This window comes from Lentzea sp. NPDC051213 (assembly GCF_044455585.1).
Lineage (GTDB): Bacteria > Actinomycetota > Actinomycetes > Mycobacteriales > Pseudonocardiaceae > Lentzea.
The window spans coordinates 246,747-267,690 of record NZ_JBITEX010000008.1 but is presented as its reverse complement, the minus strand read 5'-3'; the positions used below and the strand labels follow the sequence as shown (position 1 = coordinate 267,690).

The window sequence follows — 20,944 nt, the reverse complement described above, 5'->3', positions numbered from 1 at the left end:
GTGCTTGAGACACCAGTGCTGAGACCAGAGGAGGACGCCGTGGTCACCGCCATCGTGCTGATCCAGGCCGCCGCCGAACGCATTCCCGAGGCGGCGCAGGAGATCGCCGACATCGACGGAGTCACCGAGGTGTACTCCTGCGCGGGTGACGTCGACCTGATCGCGCTCGTGCGGGTCAGCAAGCACGAGGACCTCGCCGCCCTGGTGCCCGGCAAGATCAGCAAGGTCCCCGGCGTGCTGAACACCGACACGCACATCGCGTTCCGCAGCTACTCGAAGCGGGACGACGAAGCGGCGTTCGCGATCGGCCTGGACGACTCGCAGTAACAGCCCCAGACGCAAACGAAGAGCCCCCGTGCAGCTGCACGGGGGCTCTTCGCACTACTGGTGACCCTGGAGGTCAGGCCTTCGGGTCGGCCGGCTTGCCCGCGAGCTCGCCTGCATTCTCCTCGGTGCCCGACTCCAGCACGTTCTTGTGCTTCGCGTTCTCCAGCGCCACGGTCTCCTCGACCGGGTCCGGGGACCACGTGCTGCCGGCGACCGGGTGACCGGCCGAGCCGAGCTTGTTCATCTTCTTCGGCACCGACGCGCCCTGGTAGGCGAGCGGGATCGGGTGGCCGTGGTCGTCCACCGGGCCGAGCGGCTGGTGGATCTCGATGAACTCGCCGTGCGGCAGGCGCTTGATGATGCCGGTCTCGACACCGTGCTCGAGCACCTCGCGGTCGCCGCGCTGCAGACCGATGCAGATGCGGTAGGCGACGAAGTACGCGATCGGCGGCAGGATCAGCATGCCGATGCGGCCCATCCACGTCGTCAGGTTCAACGAGATGTCGAACTTGTACGCGAAGATGTCGTTGCCGCCCATGAGCAGCAGGACCATGAAGTACGTGATCGCCATCCAGCCGAGCGCGGTGCGGACGGGCACGTCACGCGGGCGCTGCAGCAGGTTGTGGTGCGCGTAGTCCTTGGTCATCTTCTTTTCGATCCACGGGTAGACCGCCGCGATGCCGGTCAGCAGCGGCAGGCCGAGGATGAACGGCAGGAACGCCGCCGGGATCGTGTAGTTGCCCAGGTAGAACTCCCACGCGGGCCAGATGCGGACCAGTCCGTCGGTCCAGCCCATGTACCAGTCGGGCTGCGAACCGGCGGAGATCTGCGCGGGGTTGTACGGGCCGAAGTTCCAGATCGGGTTGATCTGGAAGACGCCACCCATGATCGCGATGACGCCGACGACGATGGCGAAGAAGCCACCGCCCTTCGCGGCGAACACCGGCATGATGCGGACACCGACGACGTTCGTCTCCTTGCGGCCCACGCCGGGGAACTGCGTGTGCTTCTGGTACCAGACCAGCGCCAGGTGCGCCGCGATCAGACCCAGGATGATCGCCGGGATGATCAGGATGTGCGCGGTGTAGAGCATCGGGATGATGTCCGTGCCGGGGAACTCCCCGCCGAACATCAGCCAGTTGATCCAGGTGCCGACCACCGGGAACGAGATCAGCAACGCCGCCATGACGCGCAGGCCCGTGCCGGAGAGCAGGTCGTCCGGCAGCGAGTAGCCGAGGAAGCCCTCGATCGCGCCGAGCATGAACAGCACGATGCCGATGACCCAGTTGATCTCACGCGGCTTGCGGAACGCGCCGGTGAAGAAGATCCGGAACATGTGCACGACGATCGCGGCCATGAACAGCAGCGCGGCCCAGTGGTGCACCTGGCGGACGAACAGGCCACCGCGGGTCTCGAACGAGATGTCGAGCGTCGAGGCGAACGCCCGCGACATCTCGATGCCGCGCAGGTTCTCGAACGAGCCGTTGTAGGTGACCTCGGTCATCGACGGGTCGAAGAACAGCGCGAGGTACGTGCCCGACAGCAGCAGCACGATGAAGCTGTACAGCGCGATCTCACCGAGCAGGAAGGACCAGTGCGTCGGGAAGACCTTGTTCATCTGGTGACGAATGCCCTTGGCGGCATGGAAGCGCTCGTCAGCAGCGTTGGCTGCCGCGCCAGCGACCCGTGCGGCCGCGTTGGCCGGTTTCGTCGGAGTGGTGATGGCACTCATGACTTCCGCTCCCAGAACGCCGGACCCACAGCCTCGATGAAGTCGCTGCGGGCAACCAAGTATCCCTCTTCGTCCACAGTGATCGGAAGCTGCGGCAGAGGACGGGTCGCCGGGCCGAATCGCGGCTTGGCGTATTCGAAGACGTCGAACTGCGACTGGTGGCACGGGCAGAGCAGCAGACCGGTCTGCTGCTCGAACAGTGACGTCGGGCAACCCAGGTGCGTGCAGATCTTGGAGTACGCGTAGAGGTCGCCGTAGTTGAAGTCTTCCTGACCGGCGCGCTTGGTGACCGCCTGGTTCGGGCGCATGCGGATGAGCATGACCGGCGCGTCGGCCCGCTTGAGGGCCGCGACCAGCGCGTGCTCGTCGTTGCGCTCGGACTCGCGGAACGGGAACACCGTCTCGAAGCCGCCCGGCTCGACGTCCTCGGGACGCACCAGGGAGACCTCGTGGAAGTTGCCGGTGTGCCGGCGCAGGTAGACCTTCTCGCCCGGCTTCTCCGGCTTCCAGCCGGTGTGCCACAGCGAGGCCTTGGTCTCGCTGTCCGAGTGCGGGTTCTTGACCAGCGCACCCAGCGGCACGACCGTGATGCCCAGACCCAGCACGCCCGCGCCGAGACCGGCGGTGCGCTTGATCAGGCTGCGGCGGCCGATGCCGCTGCGGTCACCCGCGTCGGCCATCTCGGCGACCAGCGTGGCGCGGTCCACCGCGGCCGACGGGCCGTCGTGACGCTGCTGCACCGCGATCTCGTCGGGGATGAACTTCTTGGTGTAGAGCAGCGCGCCGATGCCCAGACCCAGCACCGACAGGCCCAGCAGCAGGCCGATCAGCGGGTTGTAGAGCATGTGCAGCAGGTGGCCGTCGGTGTGCGGGGCCTCGTACTGCCACGGCCAGAACAGGAACACACCGAGGAAGGCCACACCGGCCAGCGCGGAGATCAGGAACCACGCGGCCACCGAACGCTGAGCGCGACGCTCTGCGCGGGTGCCGGGGACCGGGAACCGCTCCTCGTAGTGAACGAGCTCGACGCCGTCCAGCTTGGTGCCGAGCTTGACGAGTTCGTCCCGGCTCATCTCCGCGAGCTCTGCCTCGCTGGGCAGCTCGGTCGGCTTGTCGCCGCTCATGCCTTGGCTCCGATCCAGAGGGTCACGCCGATGAGCGCGGCGATACCCACGATGAACGCGATCAATCCCTCGGACACGGGTCCGAACCCGCCCAGGGGGTTACCGCCGGAGTTGTTGTTTCCGTCGGTGACCGACTTGACGTACGCGATGATGTCTTTCTTCTCTTCCGGCGTCAGCTGGCGCTCACCGAACTTGGGCATGTTCTGTGGTCCAGTGAGCATCGCCGTGTAGATCTGCTCCTCGGTGACACCGTCGAGGGCCGGCGCGAACTTGCCGGACGACAGGGCACCACCGCGGCCGGTGAAGTTGTGGCAGCTGGCGCAGTTCAGGCGGAAGAGCTCGCCACCGCGCGCCGGGTTGTCGCCGCGCAGGGCCTCGCCGTTCTCGGAGGGCTTCTTCGGGCCCTCGCCGCCGTTCGCCGTGATGTAGGCCATCAGCGCGTTGATCTGCTCGGGGGAGAGCTTCGCGGGCTTGCGGATGGCCTGAGCCTCCTGGCGCGCCATGGGCATGCGGCCGGAGGAAGTCTGGAAGTACACCGCGGCGTCGCCGACGCCGACGAGGCTGGGGCCGCGGTCCTGGACACCCTGCAGGGACTCGCCGTGGCAGTTCATGCAGGTGTTGAGGTAGATCTGCTCGCCCTGGCGGACCAGCGCGTCCTGCTGCTGCGCCTGCGCGGTCTGGGCCTGGGGCGCGAACGCGGCGAACAGCATGCCGGCGCTCAGCAGGCCGAAGCCCAGCGCGAGCAGGCCGGCCACGCGGCGGCGCAGCTTCGTGCGGGCGCCGCGGGGGCGTTTCGGAGTGGTGGTCATGGTGTGCGGCAACCCTTGCTGTCAGTTCGGGAGCTCGTGGCTGGGGAGCAGGTCAGGGCACGATGTAGATGATGGCGAAAAGCCCGATCCACACGACGTCGACGAAGTGCCAGTAGTACGACACGACGATCGATGCGGTGGCCTGCGCCGGCGTGAACTTGCTCAGCTTCGTCCGGATCAACAGGAAGACGAACGCGATCAGACCGCCGATGACGTGCAGGCCGTGGAAGCCGGTCGTCAGGTAGAAGACCGTTCCGTAGGCCGACCCCGGGATCGTCGTGCCCTCGTGGACGAGGTTGAAGTACTCGCCAGCCTGGCCGCCCACGAAGATCGCGCCCATGATCAGCGTCACGATGTACCAGCGGCGAAGACCGAAGACGTCACCCCGCTCCGCCGCGAACACGCCCCACTGGCACGTGAACGACGACGCGACCAGGATGATCGTGAAGACCGTCGCGTAGGGGACGTTGAGGTGGGTTGGCGCTGGCGGCCAATGCCCGGTGTCGTTCTGGGCCTTCACCGTGAAGAACATGGCGAAGAGGCCAGCGAAGAACATGAGCTCGCTGGACAGCCAGACGATCGTGCCGACGCTGACCATGTTCGGGCGGTTCAGCGAGTGCACGCGCTGGCCGATTGAAGGCGCTGCCGTGGTCACGGGCAGCATTATTGCTTGCGCTTATTTGGTCCGCCCATCGGGTCCTGGGCAGATCATGGGTCGGCTGAGTCACACAGCGCGTGATCGCGAGGAGATCAACGGATGGACGTACTGGGCCGATTGCGGGACTGGCTGCGGCGACGGGACGAACCGTCGCTGTCGATCGACGATCCCGGCCTCGTCGTGGTCGTCGAGGCGTTCGACTTCGCGGAGGCGGATTCGGCTGCACTGGCCCGCTCCCCGCAGTGGCGCGCCGACGAGCTCGCGGTCCTGCGCCACCACCTGCGCATCCCGTCTGACCAGGTCGAACGTGCACGCGAACTGCTCGCACCGGACGGCTGGGTGATCGTCGCAGGTGATATATCGCATATCAGTCGGGTGCAGAGGCTCGACGCTCTGCACTGCGCCCAGGAGCGGTCTCGAATGGCATCACTGGCGCAGCGCCTCGGCGGTGACGCCCTGGGGTGGGACGCGCTGCAACCGGCCAGATAGCATCGCGGCGACCTTGGTCACTTTTCTCATGACCGCAGTCAAGAAGTCGCAGCGGAGGATCGCGAGATGAGCACGCAGACCACGAAGATCCTGGTGTTCAGCCACCGACCCGAGGTGCGTGAGACGATCATCACTGCGGTCGGCCGCCGTCCGGCGCCGGACCTGCCGCGCGTCGACTACGTCGAGGTGGGCACGATCGCCGACGTCCTCTACGAGGTCGACAACGGCACGGTCGACCTGCTGATCCTCGACGGCGAGGCGCAGCCGACCGGCGGCATGGGCCTGTCCCGCCAGCTCAAGGACGAGATCACGAACTGCCCGCCCGTCGTCGTCGCGGTGCGCCGCAAGGACGACCGCTGGCTCGCGACCTGGTCGCAGGCCGACGCGGTGCTCGTGCACCCGCTGGACCCGCTGGCCGCCGCCGAGACCGTGGCCGAGGTGCTGCGGGGCCTGGCGTTGCCCGTCGTCAAGGGCTGATCGCGCGATGGCGGACACGAGTTCTGCGCGCACCTGGCCATCACTGCTCAACCGCCTGCTCGACGGCGTCGACCTGACCGCGGACGACACCGCCTGGGGCATGGACCGGGTGATGTCCGGCGAGGCGACCCCGGCGCAGGTGGCGGCGTTCATCGTCGCGTTGCGCGCGAAGGGTGAGACGCCGGAGGAGATCGACGGCCTGGCGACCATGATGCTGAACCACGCGCGCCGCTTCACGGTGGACGTGCGCGCGGCGGACATCGTGGGCACCGGTGGCGACCACTCCGGTTCGGTGAACATCTCGACGATGGCCGCGATCGTCACGGCGGCCGCGGGCGTGCCCGTGGTGAAGCACGGCAACCGGGCCGCGTCGTCGCAGTGCGGGACGGCGGACGTGCTGGAGGCGCTGGGCGTCGCGATCGACCTGCCGCCGGAGGGCGTGCAGGCGACCGTGCGGGAGCTGGGCATCGGTTTCTGCTTCGCGCCGGTCTTCCACCCCGGGTTCCGGCACGCGGGCCCGGTGCGGCGCGAGATCGGCATCCCGACGTCGTTCAACCTGCTCGGCCCGCTGACGAACCCGGCCCAGCCCACGGTCGGCCTCATCGGCTGCGCGCGGGCCTCCGCCGCGCCGCTGATCGCCGGCGTGTTCGCACGGCGCAACCACACGGCGCTGGTGGTGCGCGGCGACGACGGCCTCGACGAGATCACCACGACCACGACGACGTCCGCGTGGCTCGCGCAGGACGGCGTCGTGCGCACGGAGACCATCGACCCGGCGGTGCTGGGGGTGAAGCCGGCCCGCGAGGAGGACCTCAAGGGCGGCGACGCGTCCGTCAACGCCCAGGTGGTCCGCGACCTGGTGGCCGGCAAGACGGGATCGGTGCGGGACGCGGTGCTCGTGAACGCGGCAGGCGCCATCGCGGCGCACGGCGGGTTCTCCGCCGACCTGCACGCCGACCTGGCGGCCGCGCTGAGCCGCGCCGCCGAGGCCATCGACTCGGGCAAGGCGGCCACGTTGCTGAGCCGCTGGGTGGAGCTCTCCCAGTCGCTGAAGGGCTAGTTCGAGGGTCTAACGGTCACGCATCGCGTCTGGTGCGTGACCGCGCTCGCACGGCCGCCGCATCGGCGTAGTCCGAGCGAGTGACGGGGTGGAGATGCGCACCACGTGGTAACGCGGTGGCAATCGCCACCTGGAATGCTGGAGGCATGGTCCTCTACCCGGTGATGAAGCACGTCGTCGCGCGCGCAGCCCGTCTTGTCTACCGCCCGGTGGTAGAGGGTCTGGAGAACATCCCCACCGACGGCCCCGTCATCCTGGCGTCCAACCACCTCAGCTTCATCGACAGCGTCGTGATCCCGATGGTGGTGCCGCGGCGCGTGTCGTTCCTCGCCAAGGCGGAGTACTTCACCGGCACCGGCGTGAAGGGATCGCTGTCGCGCTGGTTCTTCTCGTCGCTGGGCCACGTCCCGGTGCACCGCGGCAAGGGCCGCGACGCCCGCGCCGCGCTCGACACGGCCGCCGAGATCCTGGCGCGCGGCGACGCGTTCGCCATCTACCCGGAGGGCACCCGCTCGCTCGACGGCATGCTCCACCGCGGCCGCACAGGCGTCGCCCGCATGGCGCTCGAGTCCGGCGCCCCGGTCATCCCGGTCGGCATCGTCGGCACGGACAAGGTGCAGCCGGTCGGCAGCAGGTTCCCGAAGATCGTGCCCGTGACGATCCGCTTCGGCGAGCCGCTCGACTTCAGCCGCTACGACGGCATGCAGGACTCGCTGCCGGTGCTGCGCAGCGTCACCGACGAGATCATCTACCGCATCCTGGACTTGAGCGGCCAGGAGTACGTCGACGCGTACCAGAAGACCCCGGTCGCCGCGTAGCGCTTCCTGCGCGCTCTCAGACCCCGCGAAAGGGCCCTCCCCGCCGTCCAGGCAGGGAGGGCCCTTTCGCGTCCCGTATGCGATATATCAGGTGCCGCCTGCCGATATATCGCATACGGGATATCGGGCGGTTCGTCGGCCGATGACAACGTTGTCTCTGATATCCAATATGCGATATATCACATGGTGGATATCAGTGGTCCAGTGCGCGCGGAACCGGACCAAAACGCCTGAGGCCCCCTCCGCGATGGAGGGGGCCTCAGGCGAGAGCGATATCCGATATACGGGATATCAGTCGTGCAGCGTCAGTCCTGACAGCGTCAGTCGTGATTGGGACCGGTGTGGTACTCGAACACCAGGCCACCGACCGCCACCAGCACCAGGACGACGGCGATCACCAGCAGCCACACGTGCCAGAAGGCGACGGCCACACCCGCGGTCGCCGCGGCGGCCGCGAGGCCGATCGGCCAGTACGAGCCGGGGCTGAAGAAGCCCAGCTCACCGGCACCGTCGGAGACCTCGGCCTCGGGGTTGTCCTCCGGCCGCACCTCGATGCGGCGGGCGACGAACCGGAAGTACGTGCCGACGATGAGCGCCAGGCCGCCGGTCAGGGCGAGCGCCACCGTGCCGGTGGGCTCGACCGCGCCGGTGTCGCGGTGCGTCCAGTAGCCGTAGACGACGGCCATCAGGAACGAGAAGGCCATCACCAGGTCGAATACGCGAGCTTCGATCTTCATCGCGGGGCGTGTCCCTACTTCTGACCCGCGCCGGAGGCCTCGCGGGCCGTCCGGTCGGTGTTGAACGGGGTGGTCGTGGTGGCCAGCGGCGCGCACAGCTCACCGCAGTTCACCTGAGCGAGCGCCTCGGCCGTGGTGTACGGCTTGCCCGTCTTGGAGTTGATCTCCTTGCGGAGCTCGATGTACCTGTCGAAGTCGGCCTCGTTCAGGGCCCTGACCTCGAAGTTCATCACCGCGTGGTACGAACCGCAGAGCTCGGCGCAACGGCCGACGAACGCACCCGGACGATCGATCTGGTCGATCTGGAAGACGTTGTCCTGGTTGTTCTTCTTCGGCTCCGGGAAGACGTCCCGCTTGAAGTGGAACTCCGGCACGAAGAACGAGTGGATGACGTCGGTCGAGCGCAGCGTGAACTGGATGCGCTTGTGCGCCGGCAGCACCATGATCGGGACCTCGCCCGAGGTGCCGACCGTGCTGACGACCTTGCCCTCTTCGGTCTTGTGGTCCGGGTACTGGAACTCCCAGTTCCACTGGAACGCGATCACGTCGACGTTCACGTCCGGCTTGCCGGACTTGTCGGTGATGTAGTTCTGCGTGACAGCGGTGAAGTAGAACAACACCGCCACGATCACCGTCGGCACGACGATGAGCACGATCTCCAGCGGGAGGTTGTACGCCGTCTGACGCGGCAGCTCCTCCGACTTCTTGCGGTGGAACACCACCGACCACAGGATCAGACCCCACACGATGACGCCGACGACGAGCGCGGCGATCACGGACCAGGTCCAGAGCTCGCGCATCCTCTCGGCCTGCGGCGTGACGGCCTGCGGCCATCCGAAGCGCAGCACCTCGTCCGTGGAGCAACCGGTGGCCCCGATGCCGACCAGGCCTACCAGCCCAGCGGTCTTCACCAGCCGGGATGCCCTGGTGCCCTCCTTCAGGCCCACTGCTCGCCCGCCTCCTCGTTCCATGCCAACGGATCAAGCGGGAGCGTAGCCCAGCGCAACGGCACTCACCCCTTGGGGGCACCGCCCCTGCGGTGCAGTTTCGGTCACATAGAGCAGCTTCGGCATACTGGGCACTTCCCCGTCGGATCTCTGAGAGGTGCGAGAGCCTTGTGCGGCCTGGTAGGACTGGTCAGCCCTAGCGAGAACGAGGCCGAGAACGCGCGTCCGGCCGTCGAGAGTGCGCTGCGCTGCATGCGGCACCGCGGCCCGGACGAGAGCGGCACCAGGCGGGTGGACGAGGTCGTCTTCGGCTTCAACCGGCTCGCCATCATCGACATCGAGCACTCCCACCAGCCGCTGACGTGGGGCCCGGCGGAGTCGCCGAGCCGCTACACGATCAACTTCAACGGCGAGATCTACAACTACCTGGAGTTGCGCGCCGAGCTCACCGAGAAGTACGGCGCGGTCTTCCACACCGATGGCGACACCGAGACCATCGTCGCCGCCTACCACTACTTCGGCCCCGCGGCGATCACGAAGCTGCGCGGCATGTTCGCGTTCCTGATCTGGGACTCCGAGCGCAAGGTCGTCTTCGGCGGCCGCGACCCGTTCGGCATCAAGCCCCTCTACTACGCGAGCGGTTCCCAGGGCATCGCGTTCTCCAGCGAGAAGAAGATCCTTCTGGAGATCGCCGGCACGCTCGGCATCGATCCGAAGATGGACCGCAGGGCCCTGCAGCACTACCTGATCCTGCAGTACGTGCCGGAGCCGGCGTCGCTGCACGACCAGATCCACCGCATCGAGTCGGGCACGTCGTTCACGTTGCAGCCGGGCGGTCAGCTCACCACCGAGCGCTACTTCCCCGCGAACTTCAAGATCCGCACGGTCCGCAGCGAGGCCGAGGCGGACGCGCTCTACGACGAGATCACGGCGGCGCTGCGCGACTCGGTCGCCAAGCACATGCGCGCGGACGTCACGGTCGGCTCGTTCCTGTCCGGCGGCATCGACTCCACGGTCGTGGCCGCGCTGGCCAAGGAGCACAACCCGGACCTGATCACGTTCACGACGGGTTTCGAGCGCCAGGGCTTCTCCGAGGTCGACGTGGCGGCGGAGTCGGCGGCGTTGATCGGCGTGAAGCACGTCGTCCGCACGGTCAGCGCGCAGGAGATGATGGACTCCCTGCCGCTGATCACCTGGTACCTGGACGACCCGGTGGCGGACCCGGCGCTGGTGCCGCTGTGGTTCATCGCGCGCGAGGCGCGCCAGCACGTGAAGGTCGTGCTGTCCGGTGAGGGCGCGGACGAGCTCTTCGGCGGCTACACGATCTACCGCGAGCCGTTGTCGCTGGCGGGGTTCGAGAAGGTGCCAGGCGCGTTGCGCAAGGCCATGGGCAAGGTCTCGACGAAGATCCCGCACGGCGTGCGCGGCAAGGACCTGCTGCGCCGCGGCGCGCTCACGCTGGAGGAGCGCTACTACGGCAACGCGCGCATCTTCCTCGACGACCACCTGCGTCAGGTGCTGCGCACGTACGACCCGGCGATCTCGCACGCGGACGCCACGGCCCAGCCCTACCGCGAGTCGCGCGCCTGGGACCCGGTCACGCGCATGCAGCACGTCGACCTGTTCACGTGGCTGCGCGGCGACATCCTGGTCAAGGCCGACAAGATGACCATGGCGAACTCGCTGGAGCTGCGGGTCCCGTTCCTGGACCCCGAGGTCTTCAAGATCGCCTCGCAGATCCCGAGCGAGCTGAAGATCACGAAGGACACCACGAAGTTCGCGCTGCGCAAGGCGATCCGCGACATCGTGCCCGCGCACGTGCTGAACCGCCGCAAGCTCGGCTTCCCGGTGCCGATCCGGCACTGGCTCAAGGACGAGATGCACGACTGGGCGGTCGACATCGTCCGCTCGTCGCAGACCGACCAGTACATCGACAAGACGGCGGTGCTGCGCCTGATCGAGGAGCACCGCTCCGGCGTGCTCGACCACAGCCGCCGCATCTGGGCGCTGCTGGTGTTCATGATCTGGCACGGCATCTTCGTCGAGGGCCGCATCAAGCCGGTGGTGCCGGAGCCGCACTACCCGGTCAAGCTCTAGGTTCTCGCGCAGGGGCCCCTCTCCGGAGGGGCCCTTTCGTTTACCGGCGTCCCTGGGCGCTGCAGATGGCGTACGAGCTCACGACGGTCTCGGGCGACGCCATCAGCTCCAGGTAGCGGTCGAACTCGGCGTCGGAGAGCGGCAGCTTCGCGCGGACCTGGCGCGCGGTCGTGGCGAGCAGCCGGCACCCCGGCGAGCCGCCCTCCCACTCCTGCACCTCGCGGGACCCGCTGACGTCGTTCAGTCCGGTGTCGACCAACGCCTTCTCGATGCGCGCGCCCCACGCCAGTTCGGCGCCGGCGTGTTCGAGCAACGTCAGCAGGGCGTTCTTCACCCGCATGATCAGCTTCGCGTCGTCGGGAGCGGCCGCGAGGACCTCGAGCGGCAGGCAGTCGAACTCGTCGAGCACGAGCCAGCCGCCGGGACGCAACGAGTCGCGCAGCTTGCGCAGGACCGCGTCGCGGGCGGGGAGGTGGAACAGCACCAGCCGGGCGTGGACCAGGTCGAACGCGTTTCCCGGCAATATATTGGATACCACGTCGTGTTCGAGGACGGTGACGTTGTCGCGTTCCTCGAGCCGTGAGACGTCGATGTCGGTGACCGTCACGTGCCCGGACGGTGCGACGACGTCGGCGAGCCAGGTCGCCACCGATCCGCCACCGCCGCCGACCTCGAGGCAGCGCCAGCCGTCGGTGATGCCGAGCCGCTCGACGCGGGCGAACGTGCCCGCGTCGAGCAGGGAGCTCAGCGCGTCGAACTGCGGATCGAGCAACTCGCCGGCGTTGCCGAACAGGTACGTCCCCATTGTCCGATCATGGCAGGACTGGGGCGATCTCCTCAGCAGCTTCGTCGCCAAATGCGCCACGAATGCGAGCCAGCGCCGACTCCCGGTCCAGCACCCACTCCTGCGTGCCAACGGTTTCGAGCACCTCGACCGCGATGAACGAACCGAGCTGAGCGGCGCGCTCCAGGCTCAGCCCGGCGGTGATCCCGGCCAGGAAACCGGCGCGGAAACCGTCGCCGACACCGGTCGGGTCGGTCTTCGAGACCTCGGGCACGGCGGGGACGTGCAGCGAGAAGCCGTCGCGGTCGACGATCTCGACACCCTTGGCGCCGAGCGTGGTGACGCGCTTGCCGACGCGGGCGAGGACGTCCGCCTCGGTCCAGCCGGTCTTCTGCAGCAGCAGTTCCCACTCGTAGTCGTTGCTGAACAGGTACTCGGCGCCCTCGATGAACGCGCGCGCCTGCTCACCGTCCATGCGGGCGAGCTGCTGCGACGGGTCGACGGCGAACCGGTAGCCGCGCTGACGGCACTCGTCGGCGTGGCGGAGCATGGCGGCCGGGTCGTCCGGGCTGATCACGACCAGCTCGATGTTCTCGACGCGGCCCGCGATCGGCGCCAGCTCGATGTTGCGCGCCTCGGCCATCGCACCGGCGTAGAAGGAGGCGATCTGGCACATGTCGTCGTCCGTCGTGCAGACGAACCGCGCGGTGTGCGCGACCTCGGACACGTACACGCCGGATGTGTCGACACCGTGCCGCTCGAGCCACGAGCGGTAGTCGTCGAAGTCCTTGCCGACGGCGCCCACGAGCACGGGCCGCACCCCGAGCACACCGAGCCCGAACGCGATGTTCGCGCCGATGCCTCCTCTGCGGACGACGAGGTCGTCGACGAGGAAGCTCAGCGACACGCGGTCGAGACGCTCCGCGACCAGCTGGTCCGCGAAACGACCCGGAAAGTGCATCAGATGGTCGGTCGCGATGCTCCCGCACACGGCTACCGGCACGTCGGCCCTCTTTCCTCTTGTTGCTGTACGTGACAACTCACCCGGATGAGTGCAGCAGTGAAGACTACCGTTTGGTAGGTCTACCGCAGGTCAGACCACCGTCATACGGTCGGGAAGTGACGATCCCTGAGGCGACCACGATGAGTGAGCTGATCGAGGACTGCGCGCAGCTCCCCTTCGCTCTGACACACCCCGAGCACCCCCTTCCCGCCCCGCGGGCGGCCGCGGCCTGGCAGATCGACGACCGGAGCACCCGCCAGGTCGAAGGCCTCGGCGAGTACGGCGTCTGATCGGCGGGACTCACACCCCGAGTCTGCCCGGCTCGCACCTGGCGGCTTCCCTCGTTCTCACCACCTGGTCAACACAGCGCGAGGCCGCGTTCCCGTCAGTGCGGGAACGCGGCCTCGCGCGTGTTCGCCTTAGTGGAACGAGTCGCCGCAGGCGCAGGACCCGCCGGCGTTCGGGTTGTCGATCGTGAAGCCCTGCTTCTCGATCGTGTCCACGAAGTCGATGACTGCACCTTCGACGTACGGGGCGCTCATCCGGTCAACGGCGACCTTCATGCCGTTGAAGTCGACCAGCGCGTCACCGTCGAGCGCACGCTCGTCGAAGAACAGCTGGTAGCGCAGACCCGCGCAACCACCGGGCTGGACGGCGATGCGCAGGTGCATGTCGTCGCGGCCCTCCTGGTCGAGCAGCGCCTTGGCCTTCACGGCGGCCGCATCGGTCAGCGTCACGCCGTGGCTCGGCGCCTCGGAGGTCGAAGTGGCATCCTGAGCGGTCGTCATGGCTCTCCTAAGAGGTCCTTTGCGGGCGGTTCGCCCTTCAGCAACACGGGCGTTCCCCGCTTTGTTCCACTTCCATGGTCCCACAGCGGGACCTCATGTCGAACGTCACGTAGACCACTGCCGCGCGACGTGCTGTGCCGTTGCAATGAGACTTTTGCGGGCGTCCGCAATCGACTTTTGCACAGAACCGACGTGTTCGGACACCGAGTAGGCCTGCTGGACGCCCGCGGCGGCCATCTCGCGGCGCCCGACGGACACCTGACCGGCGATGGCGATGCACGGCAGTCCGCGCTCCGCGGCGCCGCCCGCGACGGCGGTGATGAGCTTGCCCCGCAGCGACTGCCAGTCGAAGCTGCCTTCGCCGGTGACGACGACGTCGGCGTCGGCGATTGCGGCGTCGAGACCGGTGAGTTCGCGGACGAGTCCTGCGCCGGACCGCACCGTCGCGCCCAGCGACAGGAGCGCCGCGCCCAGGCCGCCGGCCGCGCCCGCACCTGATATATCGGATACGGGTTTGAGGACGTCCATCGCCGCGAGCTTCGCTTCGAGGCGTTCGACCGCTTCCGGGGACGCGCCCTTCTGCGGGCCGAACGTCCGCGCGGCGCCGTGCGGGCCGAGCAGCGGGTTCTCGACGTCCGACGCCGCCACCAGCGATATATCAGTCAGGTCCACGGCCGCGCCCGTTTCCGGGTCGGCGAGCGCGGCGAGCATGCCGGCGCCGCCGTCGGTGGTGGCCGAGCCACCCAGGCCGATCGTGATGACATCGTTGTCAACCGCGGCTGCCGCGATGAGCTCCCCCACGCCACGCGTCGTCGCCGTTTCGCAGGATTCCGGGCGGAGTTCCGCGGGGATGAGGTGCAGGCCGCAGGCTTCCGCGGACTCGATGTAGGCCGACCCGTCGTGCTGCAGCCAGCGGGCTTCGACGGGCTTGCCCAGCGGGCCCGTCACGGTGATATATCGGATATCACCGCCGAGCGCGGCGTGCAGGACGTCGACGAAGCCGGGGCCGCCGTCGGCCAGCGGGCGTTCGACGACGACGTCGTCGGGTTTCGCCTCCCGCCAGCCGGTGGCGATGGCGTCGGCGGCCTCGCGGGCGGTCAGGGTGCCGCCGAAGCAGTCCGGAGCGATGAGTACGCGCACCTCGCGAAAGGTACAGAAGAACCACTGTCCTACCCTGTGGTCGTGAGGTTCCTGCGCCGCAACTCCGCCGACACCGAAGCCCCGGCCACCGAGCCGGCCGCCGAGGGCACCGACTCCACCCGCACGGCGGGCAAGGGCAGGCCCACGCCGAAGCGGCGTGAGGCGCAGGGCCGGCGGTCCGGTCCGGTTCCGCCGCCGCCCCGCACACAGCGCGAGGCGTTCAAGCGCATGCGCGGCAACAAGGTCAGCAAGGAAGAACGCCGTGCCGCGGCCACCGAGCGCCGCCAGCGCATGATGGCGGGCGACGACAAGTACCTGCTGCCGCGTGACCGGGGTCCGCTGAAGGCGTACATCCGCGACCTGGTCGACTCGCGCCGCAACCTCATGGGCCTGTTCATGCCGCTCGCGATCCTGGTGTTCGTGGCGCTGCTGACGCCGTCGCTGGCGGTCCAGCGGTACGCGACGCTCGCGACGACGTTCATGCTGATCGCGATGATCATCGAGGGCCTCATCCTCGGCCGGATCGTCACGCGGAAGGTGCGGGAGAAGTTCCCGACCGAGCCGATCAAGGGCATCTCGATCGGCTGGTACTCGTTCATCCGCGCGAGCCAGCTGCGTCGACTGCGCGTCCCGAAGCCGCGCGTGAAGCCGGGCGACGCCATCAAGTAGTTGCGCGAGAAGCAGCGCAAGCTTCAGCTGCCGGAGAAGCTGCGGTGGAACCACAACGAGTGGTACCGCCGCTGGCTGCTCCGGCAGTTGCCGTCTCAGGTCTCCTCGGCGCTGGACGTCGGCTGCGGCCTCGGTGATCTGGCGCGAGCGCTGAAGGCCGACGAGGTCACCGCGATCGACGCCAGCGCTCGCATGATCGAACGCGCGAGCGCGACGAGCGCGACGAGCGACCGGATCAAGTGGATCCACGGCGACGTGCTGACCCACGACCTCGGGCGCTACGACGTCGTCACCGCCGAGGCGAGCCTGCACCACCTTCCGTTGCGCGAGGGGCTCACCAGGCTTGCCGAGCTGACCAAGCCCGGCGGAACGCTGATCGTCGTCGGCCTGTACATGATGGCGACGCGTGCCGACATGGCGATGGAGCTGGTCACGTTGCCCGCGAACGCCGTCGTCGGCCTCGCCAAAGCCATCAACGGCACCGGCGGCAAGCCCCACGACACCGAGATGCCGGTCGTGAACACGGCGCCGACGTTGCCCGAGATCCGTGCGGCGGCCGCGGAGATCACGCCGGGCGCACGCATCCGCAGGCACGTGTTCTGGCGGTACTCACTGGTCTGGCGGGCACCAGAATTTCATTAGCAGGACGAACGATTTCGGTTTAAGCTCCGATGTATGAAGTTCCGTCGACTCGGCCGCAGCGGCCTGAGCATCAGTGAGATCTCGTACGGGAACTGGCTCACCCACGGTTCCCAGGTCGAGGAAGAGCAGGCCCACGCCTGCGTGAAGGCGGCACTCGAGTCGGGCATCACGACGTTCGACACCGCCGACGTCTACGCCAACACCGCCGCGGAGTCGGTGCTCGGCCGGGCGCTCAAGGGTGAGCGGCGCGAGTCGCTGGAGATCCTGACCAAGGTCTACTGGCCGACCGGTCCCGGAGGCCCCAATGACCGCGGGCTCGGCCGCAAGCACGTCCTGGAGTCGGCCAACGCGTCGCTCAAGCGCCTGCAGACCGACTACATCGACCTGTACCAGGCCCACCGGTACGACTACAGCGTGCCGCTGGAAGAGACGATGCTGGCGTTCGCCGACCTCGTCCGCCAGGGCAAGGTGCTCTACGTCGGTGTCTCCGAGTGGACCGCCGAGCAGATCACCCGCGGTGCCGCACTGGCCCGTGAACTGCAGGTCCCGTTCGTGTCGCACCAGCCGCAGTACTCGATGCTGTGGCGCGTCATCGAGCCGCAGGTCGTCCCGGCGTGCGAGCGCGAGGGCCTCAGCCAGATCGTCTTCTCCCCCGTCGCGCAGGGCATCCTGACCGGCAAGTACCTGCCGGGCGCCGAGGTGCCGGAGGGGTCACGCCTCGCCGACGAGCGCGGCTCGAAGATGATCGCGCGCTGGATGCGTGACGACGTGCTGACCGCCGTGCAGCAGCTCAAGCCGATCGCCGAGGAAGCGGGCATCACGATGGCGCAGCTCGCCGTCGCGTGGGTGCTGCGCAACCCGAACGTCGCGTCCGCGATCATCGGCGCGTCGCGTCCGGAGCAGGTCTTCGAGAACGTCAAGGCCATCGACGTCGTGCTCGACGACGACGTGCTCAAGCAGATCGACAACGTGCTCGAAGGCGTCATCACGGACGACCCGAGGCTGACCGCCGCAGGCTGATCGACCCGGTTCCTACTGGGCGGGGTGCAGGCTCATCGGGCCGTACACCTCGGATTCCGAGCGCAGCAGCGTGACCTGCTCGACCCCGGCGTCGAGCAGGTCGTGCCACTCGGCGCTGAACCACTCTTCTGCCTGACTCTGGTCGGCGAACGTCACATCGGGGCCCGCGACGTCACGGCCGTGTGCATCCTGGTAGCGCCAGCGGAACTCCATGGACGAAGGCTAACTCTTGTCATCCAGGACACTTGTGCTCGGCGGAGCGCGTTCAGGCAAGTCAGCGCACGCGGAAGGCCTGCTCACCGACGCGACCGTGACGTACGTCGCAACCGCGCGGCGCTACCCCGACGACCCGGACTGGGACGCGCGGATCGCGCTGCACGTCGCCCGCCGTCCTGACACCTGGCACACGGTCGAGGCGGCCGCGCCTGGCGACCTGGCCGCGTTGCTCACCGCGACGTCGTACGACGACCCCCCGATCCTGGTCGACGACCTGTCGACGTGGCTGGTCGGCGTGCTGGACGACGCCGGCGCGTGGGAAAGTCCCGCCTCGGACGCGGTAGAACGGGACGTCGACGAACTGGTCCGCGCGGTCGCCACGTGCCGGACGCGGCTGGTGCTGGTGTCCGCGGAGGTCGGCCTCGGCGTCGTTCCGTCGACGCCCTCTGGCAGGCTCTTCCGCGATCACCTCGGTGCGCTCAACGCGCGCGTCGCCGAGGTCAGCGACGAGGTGCTGCTGCTCGTCGCCGGCATCCCGCTACGACTGCGATGAGGAGCTACCAGGTGAGCACCGAGTTCCCGCCGGTTGAACCGCCGGACGAGACCGTTCTGCGCGAGGCCGAGGCCCGGCACGCGGTGCTGACCAAGCCGGTCGGCTCCCTCGGGCGGCTCGAGGAGCTGGGCAACTGGATCTCGGCGTGCCAGGGCGTGGTGCCGCCGAAGCCGTTCGTGCGGCCGCGGGTCGTCGTCTTCGCGGGCGATCACGGCATCACCGCTCAGGGCGTGTCGGCGTACCCGAGCGAGGTGACCGGGCAGATGGTCGCCAACTTCCTGACGGGCGGCGCCGCGGTGAACGTGCTCGCGCAGGTCGCGGGTGCCACCGTGCGCGTGGTCGACATGGCGGTCGACGCGGACACCCCGGCGGCGGTCAGCCAGCACAAGGTGCGGCGGTCTTCCGGGTCGATCGACCGCGAGGACGCGCTGACGCGTGAGCAGTGCGAGCTCGCGATCGCTGCCGGCCGCGCCATCGCCGACGAGGAGGTCGACGCGGGCGCCGACGTGCTCGTCGCCGGGGACATGGGGATCGGCAACACGACGCCGGCGGCCGTGCTGATCGCGTCGCTGACCGGGTCCGAGCCGGTCGCGGTCGTCGGCCGCGGCACGGGCATCGACGACCAGGCGTGGATGCGCAAGACGGCGGCGATCCGGGACGCGCTGCGCCGGGCCCGCCTGGTGATCAGCGACCCGATCGCGTTGCTCGCCACGGCCGGTGGTGCCGATCTGGCCGCGATGGCCGGGTTCCTGGCACAGGCCGCGGTGCGCCGCACTCCGGTGGTGCTCGACGGCGTCGTCGTCGGCGCGGCCGCTGTCGTCGCGGAGGAACTGGCGCCGGGTGCGCGCGAGTGGTGGGTGGCCGGGCACCAGTCGGTCGAGCCCGCACACGCGATCGCGCTCGGGCACCTGAACCTGAAGCCGCTGCTGGAGTTCGAGATGCGGCTCGGCGAGGGGTCCGGTGCGGTGGCGGCGCTGCCGTTGCTGGTCGCCGCGGTGAAGGTGCTCGCGGAGATGGCGACCTTCGACAGCGCCGGCGTCACGAACAAGGAATGAGGCTCGCCCTCTCCTGGCTGACAGTCTTGCCGTTGCGCGTCGACGACGTCGACGTCAAGGCGGCACGACGGGCCATTGCGTGCGCTCCGCTTGTCGGCGTGTTGCTCGGCGCGTTCGTTGTCGTCGTGCTCAAGGCCTTCGCGATATCCAATATATCGGCGCTCGGGGCCGGGTTCCTGGTCGTCGGCGTCGTCGCGCTGGCAACGCGAGGCATGCACCTGGACGGGCTCGCTGACGTCGCCGACGGACTCGGTTGCTACGGGCCGCCGGAGCGGGCGCTGCAGGTCATGAAGGACGGCGGCGCCGGACCGTTCGGCGTCGTCACGCTGATCGTCGTGCTGGGGGCGCAGGCGGCGGTGCTCCCCCACGCCGGCTGGGGCGTCATCGTGCTCGCGTTCGCGGCGAGCCGGGCCGCATTCGGGATCTGTTGCATGCGTGGCGTGCCCGCCGCACGGCCCGAGGGGCTCGGTGCGCTCGTCGCCGGGACTCAGCACCCAGCGGTCGTCGTCGGCACGTGGGTGGTGCTCGCGGCCGCGGCGGTCCCTTTGGGACTGAGGGCCGTCATCGCGATCGCCGTCGCCGCCGCGCTCGTGTGGCTGCTCGTCAAGCACACGACCAAAAGGTTCGGCGGCGTCACCGGTGATGTTCTCGGTGCCGCCGCCGAACTCGCGCTTCTGGCCGTGCTGGTGATCGCCTAAGCCAGGGTCGTCATCCAGCCGTGGCTGTCGGCGACGTGGCCGTGCTGGAGGCCGGTCAGGCTCTCCCGCAGCTTCTTCGTCACCGAGCCGGTGCCGCCGTCGGCGATGTCGAACTCGCCACCGGCGTGCTTGACGTGGCCGACCGGCGTGATGACCGCGGCCGTGCCACAGGCGAAGACCTCGGTGAGCTCACCGGAGGCGTTGGCCTTCTCCCACTCGTCCGTCGAGATGCGACGCTCCTCCACGGACAGTCCGAGGTCGGCGGCCAGCTGCAGCAACGAGTTGCGGGTGATCCCGGGCAGCAGCGTGCCGGTGAGCTCGGGAGTGACGACCTTGTCGCCGAAGACGAAGAACAGGTTCATGCCGCCCATCTCCTCGACCCAGCGGCGTTCCACCGCGTCGAGCCAGACGACCTGGTCGCAGCCCTTCTCCGCGGCCTGCGCCTGCGCCACGAGGGACGCGGCGTAGTTGCCGGCGAACTTGGCAGCGCCGGTGCCACCGGGGGCCGCGCGGACGTACTCGGTCGAGAGCCACACGCTCACCGGGCGGACGCCGCCGGCGAAGTAGGAACCGGCGGGGGAGGCGATCAGCACGTACAGGTACTCGGACGCGGGTCGCACGCCGAGCCCCTTCTCTGTGGAGATCATGAAGGGCCGCAGGTAAAGCGACTCCTCCTCGGCCGCGGGAACCCAGCGGCCGTCGACCGCGAGGATCTGGCGGACCGACTCGAGGAAGAGCTCGTCGGGAAGTTCGGGCATCGCCATGCGGCGGGCCGAGGAGCGGAAGCGCTCGGCGTTGGCCTCAGGGCGGAAGGACGCGATCGAACCGTCGGGCTGCCGGTAGGCCTTGAGCCCTTCGAAGATCGCTTGGCCGTAGTGCAGCACCATTGCCGCGGGGTCGAGTGAGAGAGAGCTGTAGGGGCCGACTTCAGCGTCGTGCCAGCCCTTCTCGCGGTTCCAGCGGATCGTCACCATGTGGTCGGTGAAGTGCTGCCCAAAGCCCGGCTTGGTGAGTACTTCCGCTACGCGCTCCGGGGTCGCCGGGTGCGGGTGGGGAGTCCGGGTGAAAGGCAACTCGCTCGTCATGAGAGCACGGTAACCC

Annotated in this window: 25 protein-coding genes; 13 read left to right on the top strand and 12 right to left on the bottom strand. The window is 68.6% G+C overall.

The features are described from left to right. Positions 1–39 precede the first annotated feature (39 nt). Positions 40–327, top strand: a complete 288-nt coding sequence (locus tag ACIA8G_RS33085) for an Lrp/AsnC family transcriptional regulator (RefSeq protein ID WP_396422630.1) — start codon at positions 40–42, stop codon at positions 325–327. A 73-nt stretch (positions 328–400) separates the two neighbouring features. Here the strand turns inward: ACIA8G_RS33085 and ACIA8G_RS33080 are convergent, their stop codons facing one another. The 4 genes from ACIA8G_RS33080 to ACIA8G_RS33065 are packed head-to-tail and all read right to left on the bottom strand — an operon-like array spanning position 401 to position 4,656. Beyond that, entirely contained in the window at positions 401–2,059 is a 1,659-nt protein-coding gene (locus tag ACIA8G_RS33080; protein WP_396422629.1) for a cytochrome bc complex cytochrome b subunit, read from the bottom strand. Then, positions 2,056–3,183: a ubiquinol-cytochrome c reductase iron-sulfur subunit gene (locus ACIA8G_RS33075; RefSeq protein ID WP_396422628.1), complete on the bottom strand. Its 1,128-nt coding sequence runs from the start codon at positions 3,181–3,183 to the stop codon at positions 2,056–2,058. The genes ACIA8G_RS33080 and ACIA8G_RS33075 overlap by 4 nt, the downstream gene beginning before the upstream one ends. Then, on the bottom strand, positions 3,180–3,992 hold the full coding sequence (locus ACIA8G_RS33070; protein ID WP_396422627.1) for a c-type cytochrome: 813 nt from the start codon (positions 3,990–3,992) through the stop codon (positions 3,180–3,182). The genes ACIA8G_RS33075 and ACIA8G_RS33070 overlap by 4 nt, the downstream gene beginning before the upstream one ends. A gap of 52 nt (positions 3,993–4,044) precedes the next feature. After that, complete coding sequence (locus tag ACIA8G_RS33065) at positions 4,045–4,656, bottom strand: heme-copper oxidase subunit III (RefSeq protein ID WP_396422626.1); 612 nt, start codon at positions 4,654–4,656, stop codon at positions 4,045–4,047. A 93-nt stretch (positions 4,657–4,749) separates the two neighbouring features. Between ACIA8G_RS33065 and ACIA8G_RS33060 the strand changes: the two genes are divergently transcribed. The 4 genes from ACIA8G_RS33060 (at position 4,750) to ACIA8G_RS33045 (ending at position 7,494) form a co-directional block, all read left to right on the top strand. Continuing rightward, a complete protein-coding gene (locus ACIA8G_RS33060; protein WP_396422625.1) occupies positions 4,750–5,139 on the top strand; it encodes a hypothetical protein in 390 nt (129 codons plus the stop codon). Between the two features lie 66 nt (positions 5,140–5,205). Next, positions 5,206–5,616 (top strand): hypothetical protein, encoded by a 411-nt coding sequence (locus ACIA8G_RS33055; protein WP_396422624.1) that lies wholly within the window; start codon positions 5,206–5,208, stop codon positions 5,614–5,616. 7 nt (positions 5,617–5,623) lie between these two features. Next, the gene (gene trpD / locus ACIA8G_RS33050) at positions 5,624–6,676 is read left to right on the top strand and encodes an anthranilate phosphoribosyltransferase (protein WP_396422623.1); all 1,053 of its coding nucleotides are present in this window, start codon (positions 5,624–5,626) and stop codon (positions 6,674–6,676) included. 146 nt (positions 6,677–6,822) lie between these two features. After that, positions 6,823–7,494 carry a lysophospholipid acyltransferase family protein gene (locus ACIA8G_RS33045; RefSeq protein WP_396422622.1) on the top strand — a complete coding sequence of 224 codons (672 nt, stop codon included), beginning with the start codon at positions 6,823–6,825 and terminating at the stop codon, positions 7,492–7,494. A 320-nt stretch (positions 7,495–7,814) separates the two neighbouring features. Here the strand turns inward: ACIA8G_RS33045 and ACIA8G_RS33040 are convergent, their stop codons facing one another. Together ACIA8G_RS33040 and coxB are read right to left on the bottom strand one after the other, a co-directional pair. Further along, positions 7,815–8,231 carry a cytochrome c oxidase subunit 4 gene (locus tag ACIA8G_RS33040; RefSeq protein ID WP_396422621.1) on the bottom strand — a complete coding sequence of 139 codons (417 nt, stop codon included), beginning with the start codon at positions 8,229–8,231 and terminating at the stop codon, positions 7,815–7,817. A 14-nt stretch (positions 8,232–8,245) separates the two neighbouring features. Then, positions 8,246–9,178 (bottom strand): cytochrome c oxidase subunit II, encoded by a 933-nt coding sequence (gene coxB / locus ACIA8G_RS33035; RefSeq protein WP_396422620.1) that lies wholly within the window; start codon positions 9,176–9,178, stop codon positions 8,246–8,248. Between the two features lie 168 nt (positions 9,179–9,346). Between coxB and asnB the strand changes: the two genes are divergently transcribed. Next, the gene (gene asnB, locus ACIA8G_RS33030; RefSeq protein ID WP_396422619.1) at positions 9,347–11,275 is read left to right on the top strand and encodes an asparagine synthase (glutamine-hydrolyzing); all 1,929 of its coding nucleotides are present in this window, start codon (positions 9,347–9,349) and stop codon (positions 11,273–11,275) included. Positions 11,276–11,315: 40 nt separating this feature from the next. Here asnB and ACIA8G_RS33025 read toward each other — a convergent pair whose 3' ends face one another. After that, positions 11,316–12,080: a class I SAM-dependent methyltransferase gene (locus ACIA8G_RS33025; protein ID WP_396422618.1), complete on the bottom strand. Its 765-nt coding sequence runs from the start codon at positions 12,078–12,080 to the stop codon at positions 11,316–11,318. A 7-nt stretch (positions 12,081–12,087) separates the two neighbouring features. After that, complete coding sequence (locus tag ACIA8G_RS33020) at positions 12,088–13,020, bottom strand: carbohydrate kinase family protein (protein ID WP_396422844.1); 933 nt, start codon at positions 13,018–13,020, stop codon at positions 12,088–12,090. 158 nt (positions 13,021–13,178) lie between these two features. Here ACIA8G_RS33020 and ACIA8G_RS33015 point away from each other — a divergent pair, with 158 nt between their 5' ends. Next, entirely contained in the window at positions 13,179–13,352 is a 174-nt protein-coding gene (locus ACIA8G_RS33015; RefSeq protein WP_396422617.1) for a hypothetical protein, read from the top strand. A 129-nt stretch (positions 13,353–13,481) separates the two neighbouring features. On the opposite strand, the gene ACIA8G_RS33010 is transcribed toward ACIA8G_RS33015, so the two are convergent. Both ACIA8G_RS33010 and ACIA8G_RS33005 read right to left on the bottom strand, forming a co-directional pair. Next, entirely contained in the window at positions 13,482–13,850 is a 369-nt protein-coding gene (locus ACIA8G_RS33010; protein WP_396422616.1) for a HesB/IscA family protein, read from the bottom strand. 105 nt (positions 13,851–13,955) lie between these two features. Beyond that, positions 13,956–14,990, bottom strand: coding sequence for a glycerate kinase (locus ACIA8G_RS33005; RefSeq protein WP_396422615.1), 1,035 nt, complete (start codon positions 14,988–14,990; stop codon positions 13,956–13,958). Positions 14,991–15,032: 42 nt separating this feature from the next. Between ACIA8G_RS33005 and ACIA8G_RS33000 the strand changes: the two genes are divergently transcribed. The 3 genes from ACIA8G_RS33000 to ACIA8G_RS32990 are packed head-to-tail and all read left to right on the top strand — an operon-like array spanning position 15,033 to position 17,321. Continuing rightward, entirely contained in the window at positions 15,033–15,659 is a 627-nt protein-coding gene (locus tag ACIA8G_RS33000) for a DUF3043 domain-containing protein (RefSeq protein ID WP_396422614.1), read from the top strand. Beyond that, entirely contained in the window at positions 15,660–16,301 is a 642-nt protein-coding gene (locus ACIA8G_RS32995) for a class I SAM-dependent methyltransferase (protein WP_396422613.1), read from the top strand. It begins immediately after the preceding gene. A 33-nt stretch (positions 16,302–16,334) separates the two neighbouring features. Next, positions 16,335–17,321, top strand: coding sequence for an aldo/keto reductase family protein (locus ACIA8G_RS32990; protein WP_396422612.1), 987 nt, complete (start codon positions 16,335–16,337; stop codon positions 17,319–17,321). Positions 17,322–17,333: 12 nt separating this feature from the next. Here ACIA8G_RS32990 and ACIA8G_RS32985 read toward each other — a convergent pair whose 3' ends face one another. Next, entirely contained in the window at positions 17,334–17,534 is a 201-nt protein-coding gene (locus tag ACIA8G_RS32985; protein ID WP_396422611.1) for a hypothetical protein, read from the bottom strand. Positions 17,535–17,550: 16 nt separating this feature from the next. Between ACIA8G_RS32985 and cobU the strand changes: the two genes are divergently transcribed. Genes cobU through cobS form a run of 3 tightly spaced genes read left to right on the top strand, consistent with a single transcriptional unit; the run spans position 17,551 to position 19,843 of the window. After that, a complete protein-coding gene (gene cobU / locus ACIA8G_RS32980; protein ID WP_396422610.1) occupies positions 17,551–18,090 on the top strand; it encodes a bifunctional adenosylcobinamide kinase/adenosylcobinamide-phosphate guanylyltransferase in 540 nt (179 codons plus the stop codon). Beyond that, positions 18,087–19,145, top strand: a complete 1,059-nt coding sequence (gene cobT, locus ACIA8G_RS32975; protein WP_396422609.1) for a nicotinate-nucleotide--dimethylbenzimidazole phosphoribosyltransferase — start codon at positions 18,087–18,089, stop codon at positions 19,143–19,145. The genes cobU and cobT overlap by 4 nt, the downstream gene beginning before the upstream one ends. After that, the gene (cobS, locus tag ACIA8G_RS32970) at positions 19,142–19,843 is read left to right on the top strand and encodes an adenosylcobinamide-GDP ribazoletransferase (RefSeq protein ID WP_396422608.1); all 702 of its coding nucleotides are present in this window, start codon (positions 19,142–19,144) and stop codon (positions 19,841–19,843) included. Before cobT ends, cobS begins: the two co-directional genes overlap by 4 nt. On the opposite strand, the gene ACIA8G_RS32965 is transcribed toward cobS, so the two are convergent. Continuing rightward, positions 19,840–20,928 (bottom strand): branched-chain amino acid aminotransferase, encoded by a 1,089-nt coding sequence (locus ACIA8G_RS32965; RefSeq protein WP_396422607.1) that lies wholly within the window; start codon positions 20,926–20,928, stop codon positions 19,840–19,842. The genes cobS and ACIA8G_RS32965 overlap by 4 nt on opposite strands. Positions 20,929–20,944 lie beyond the last annotated feature (16 nt).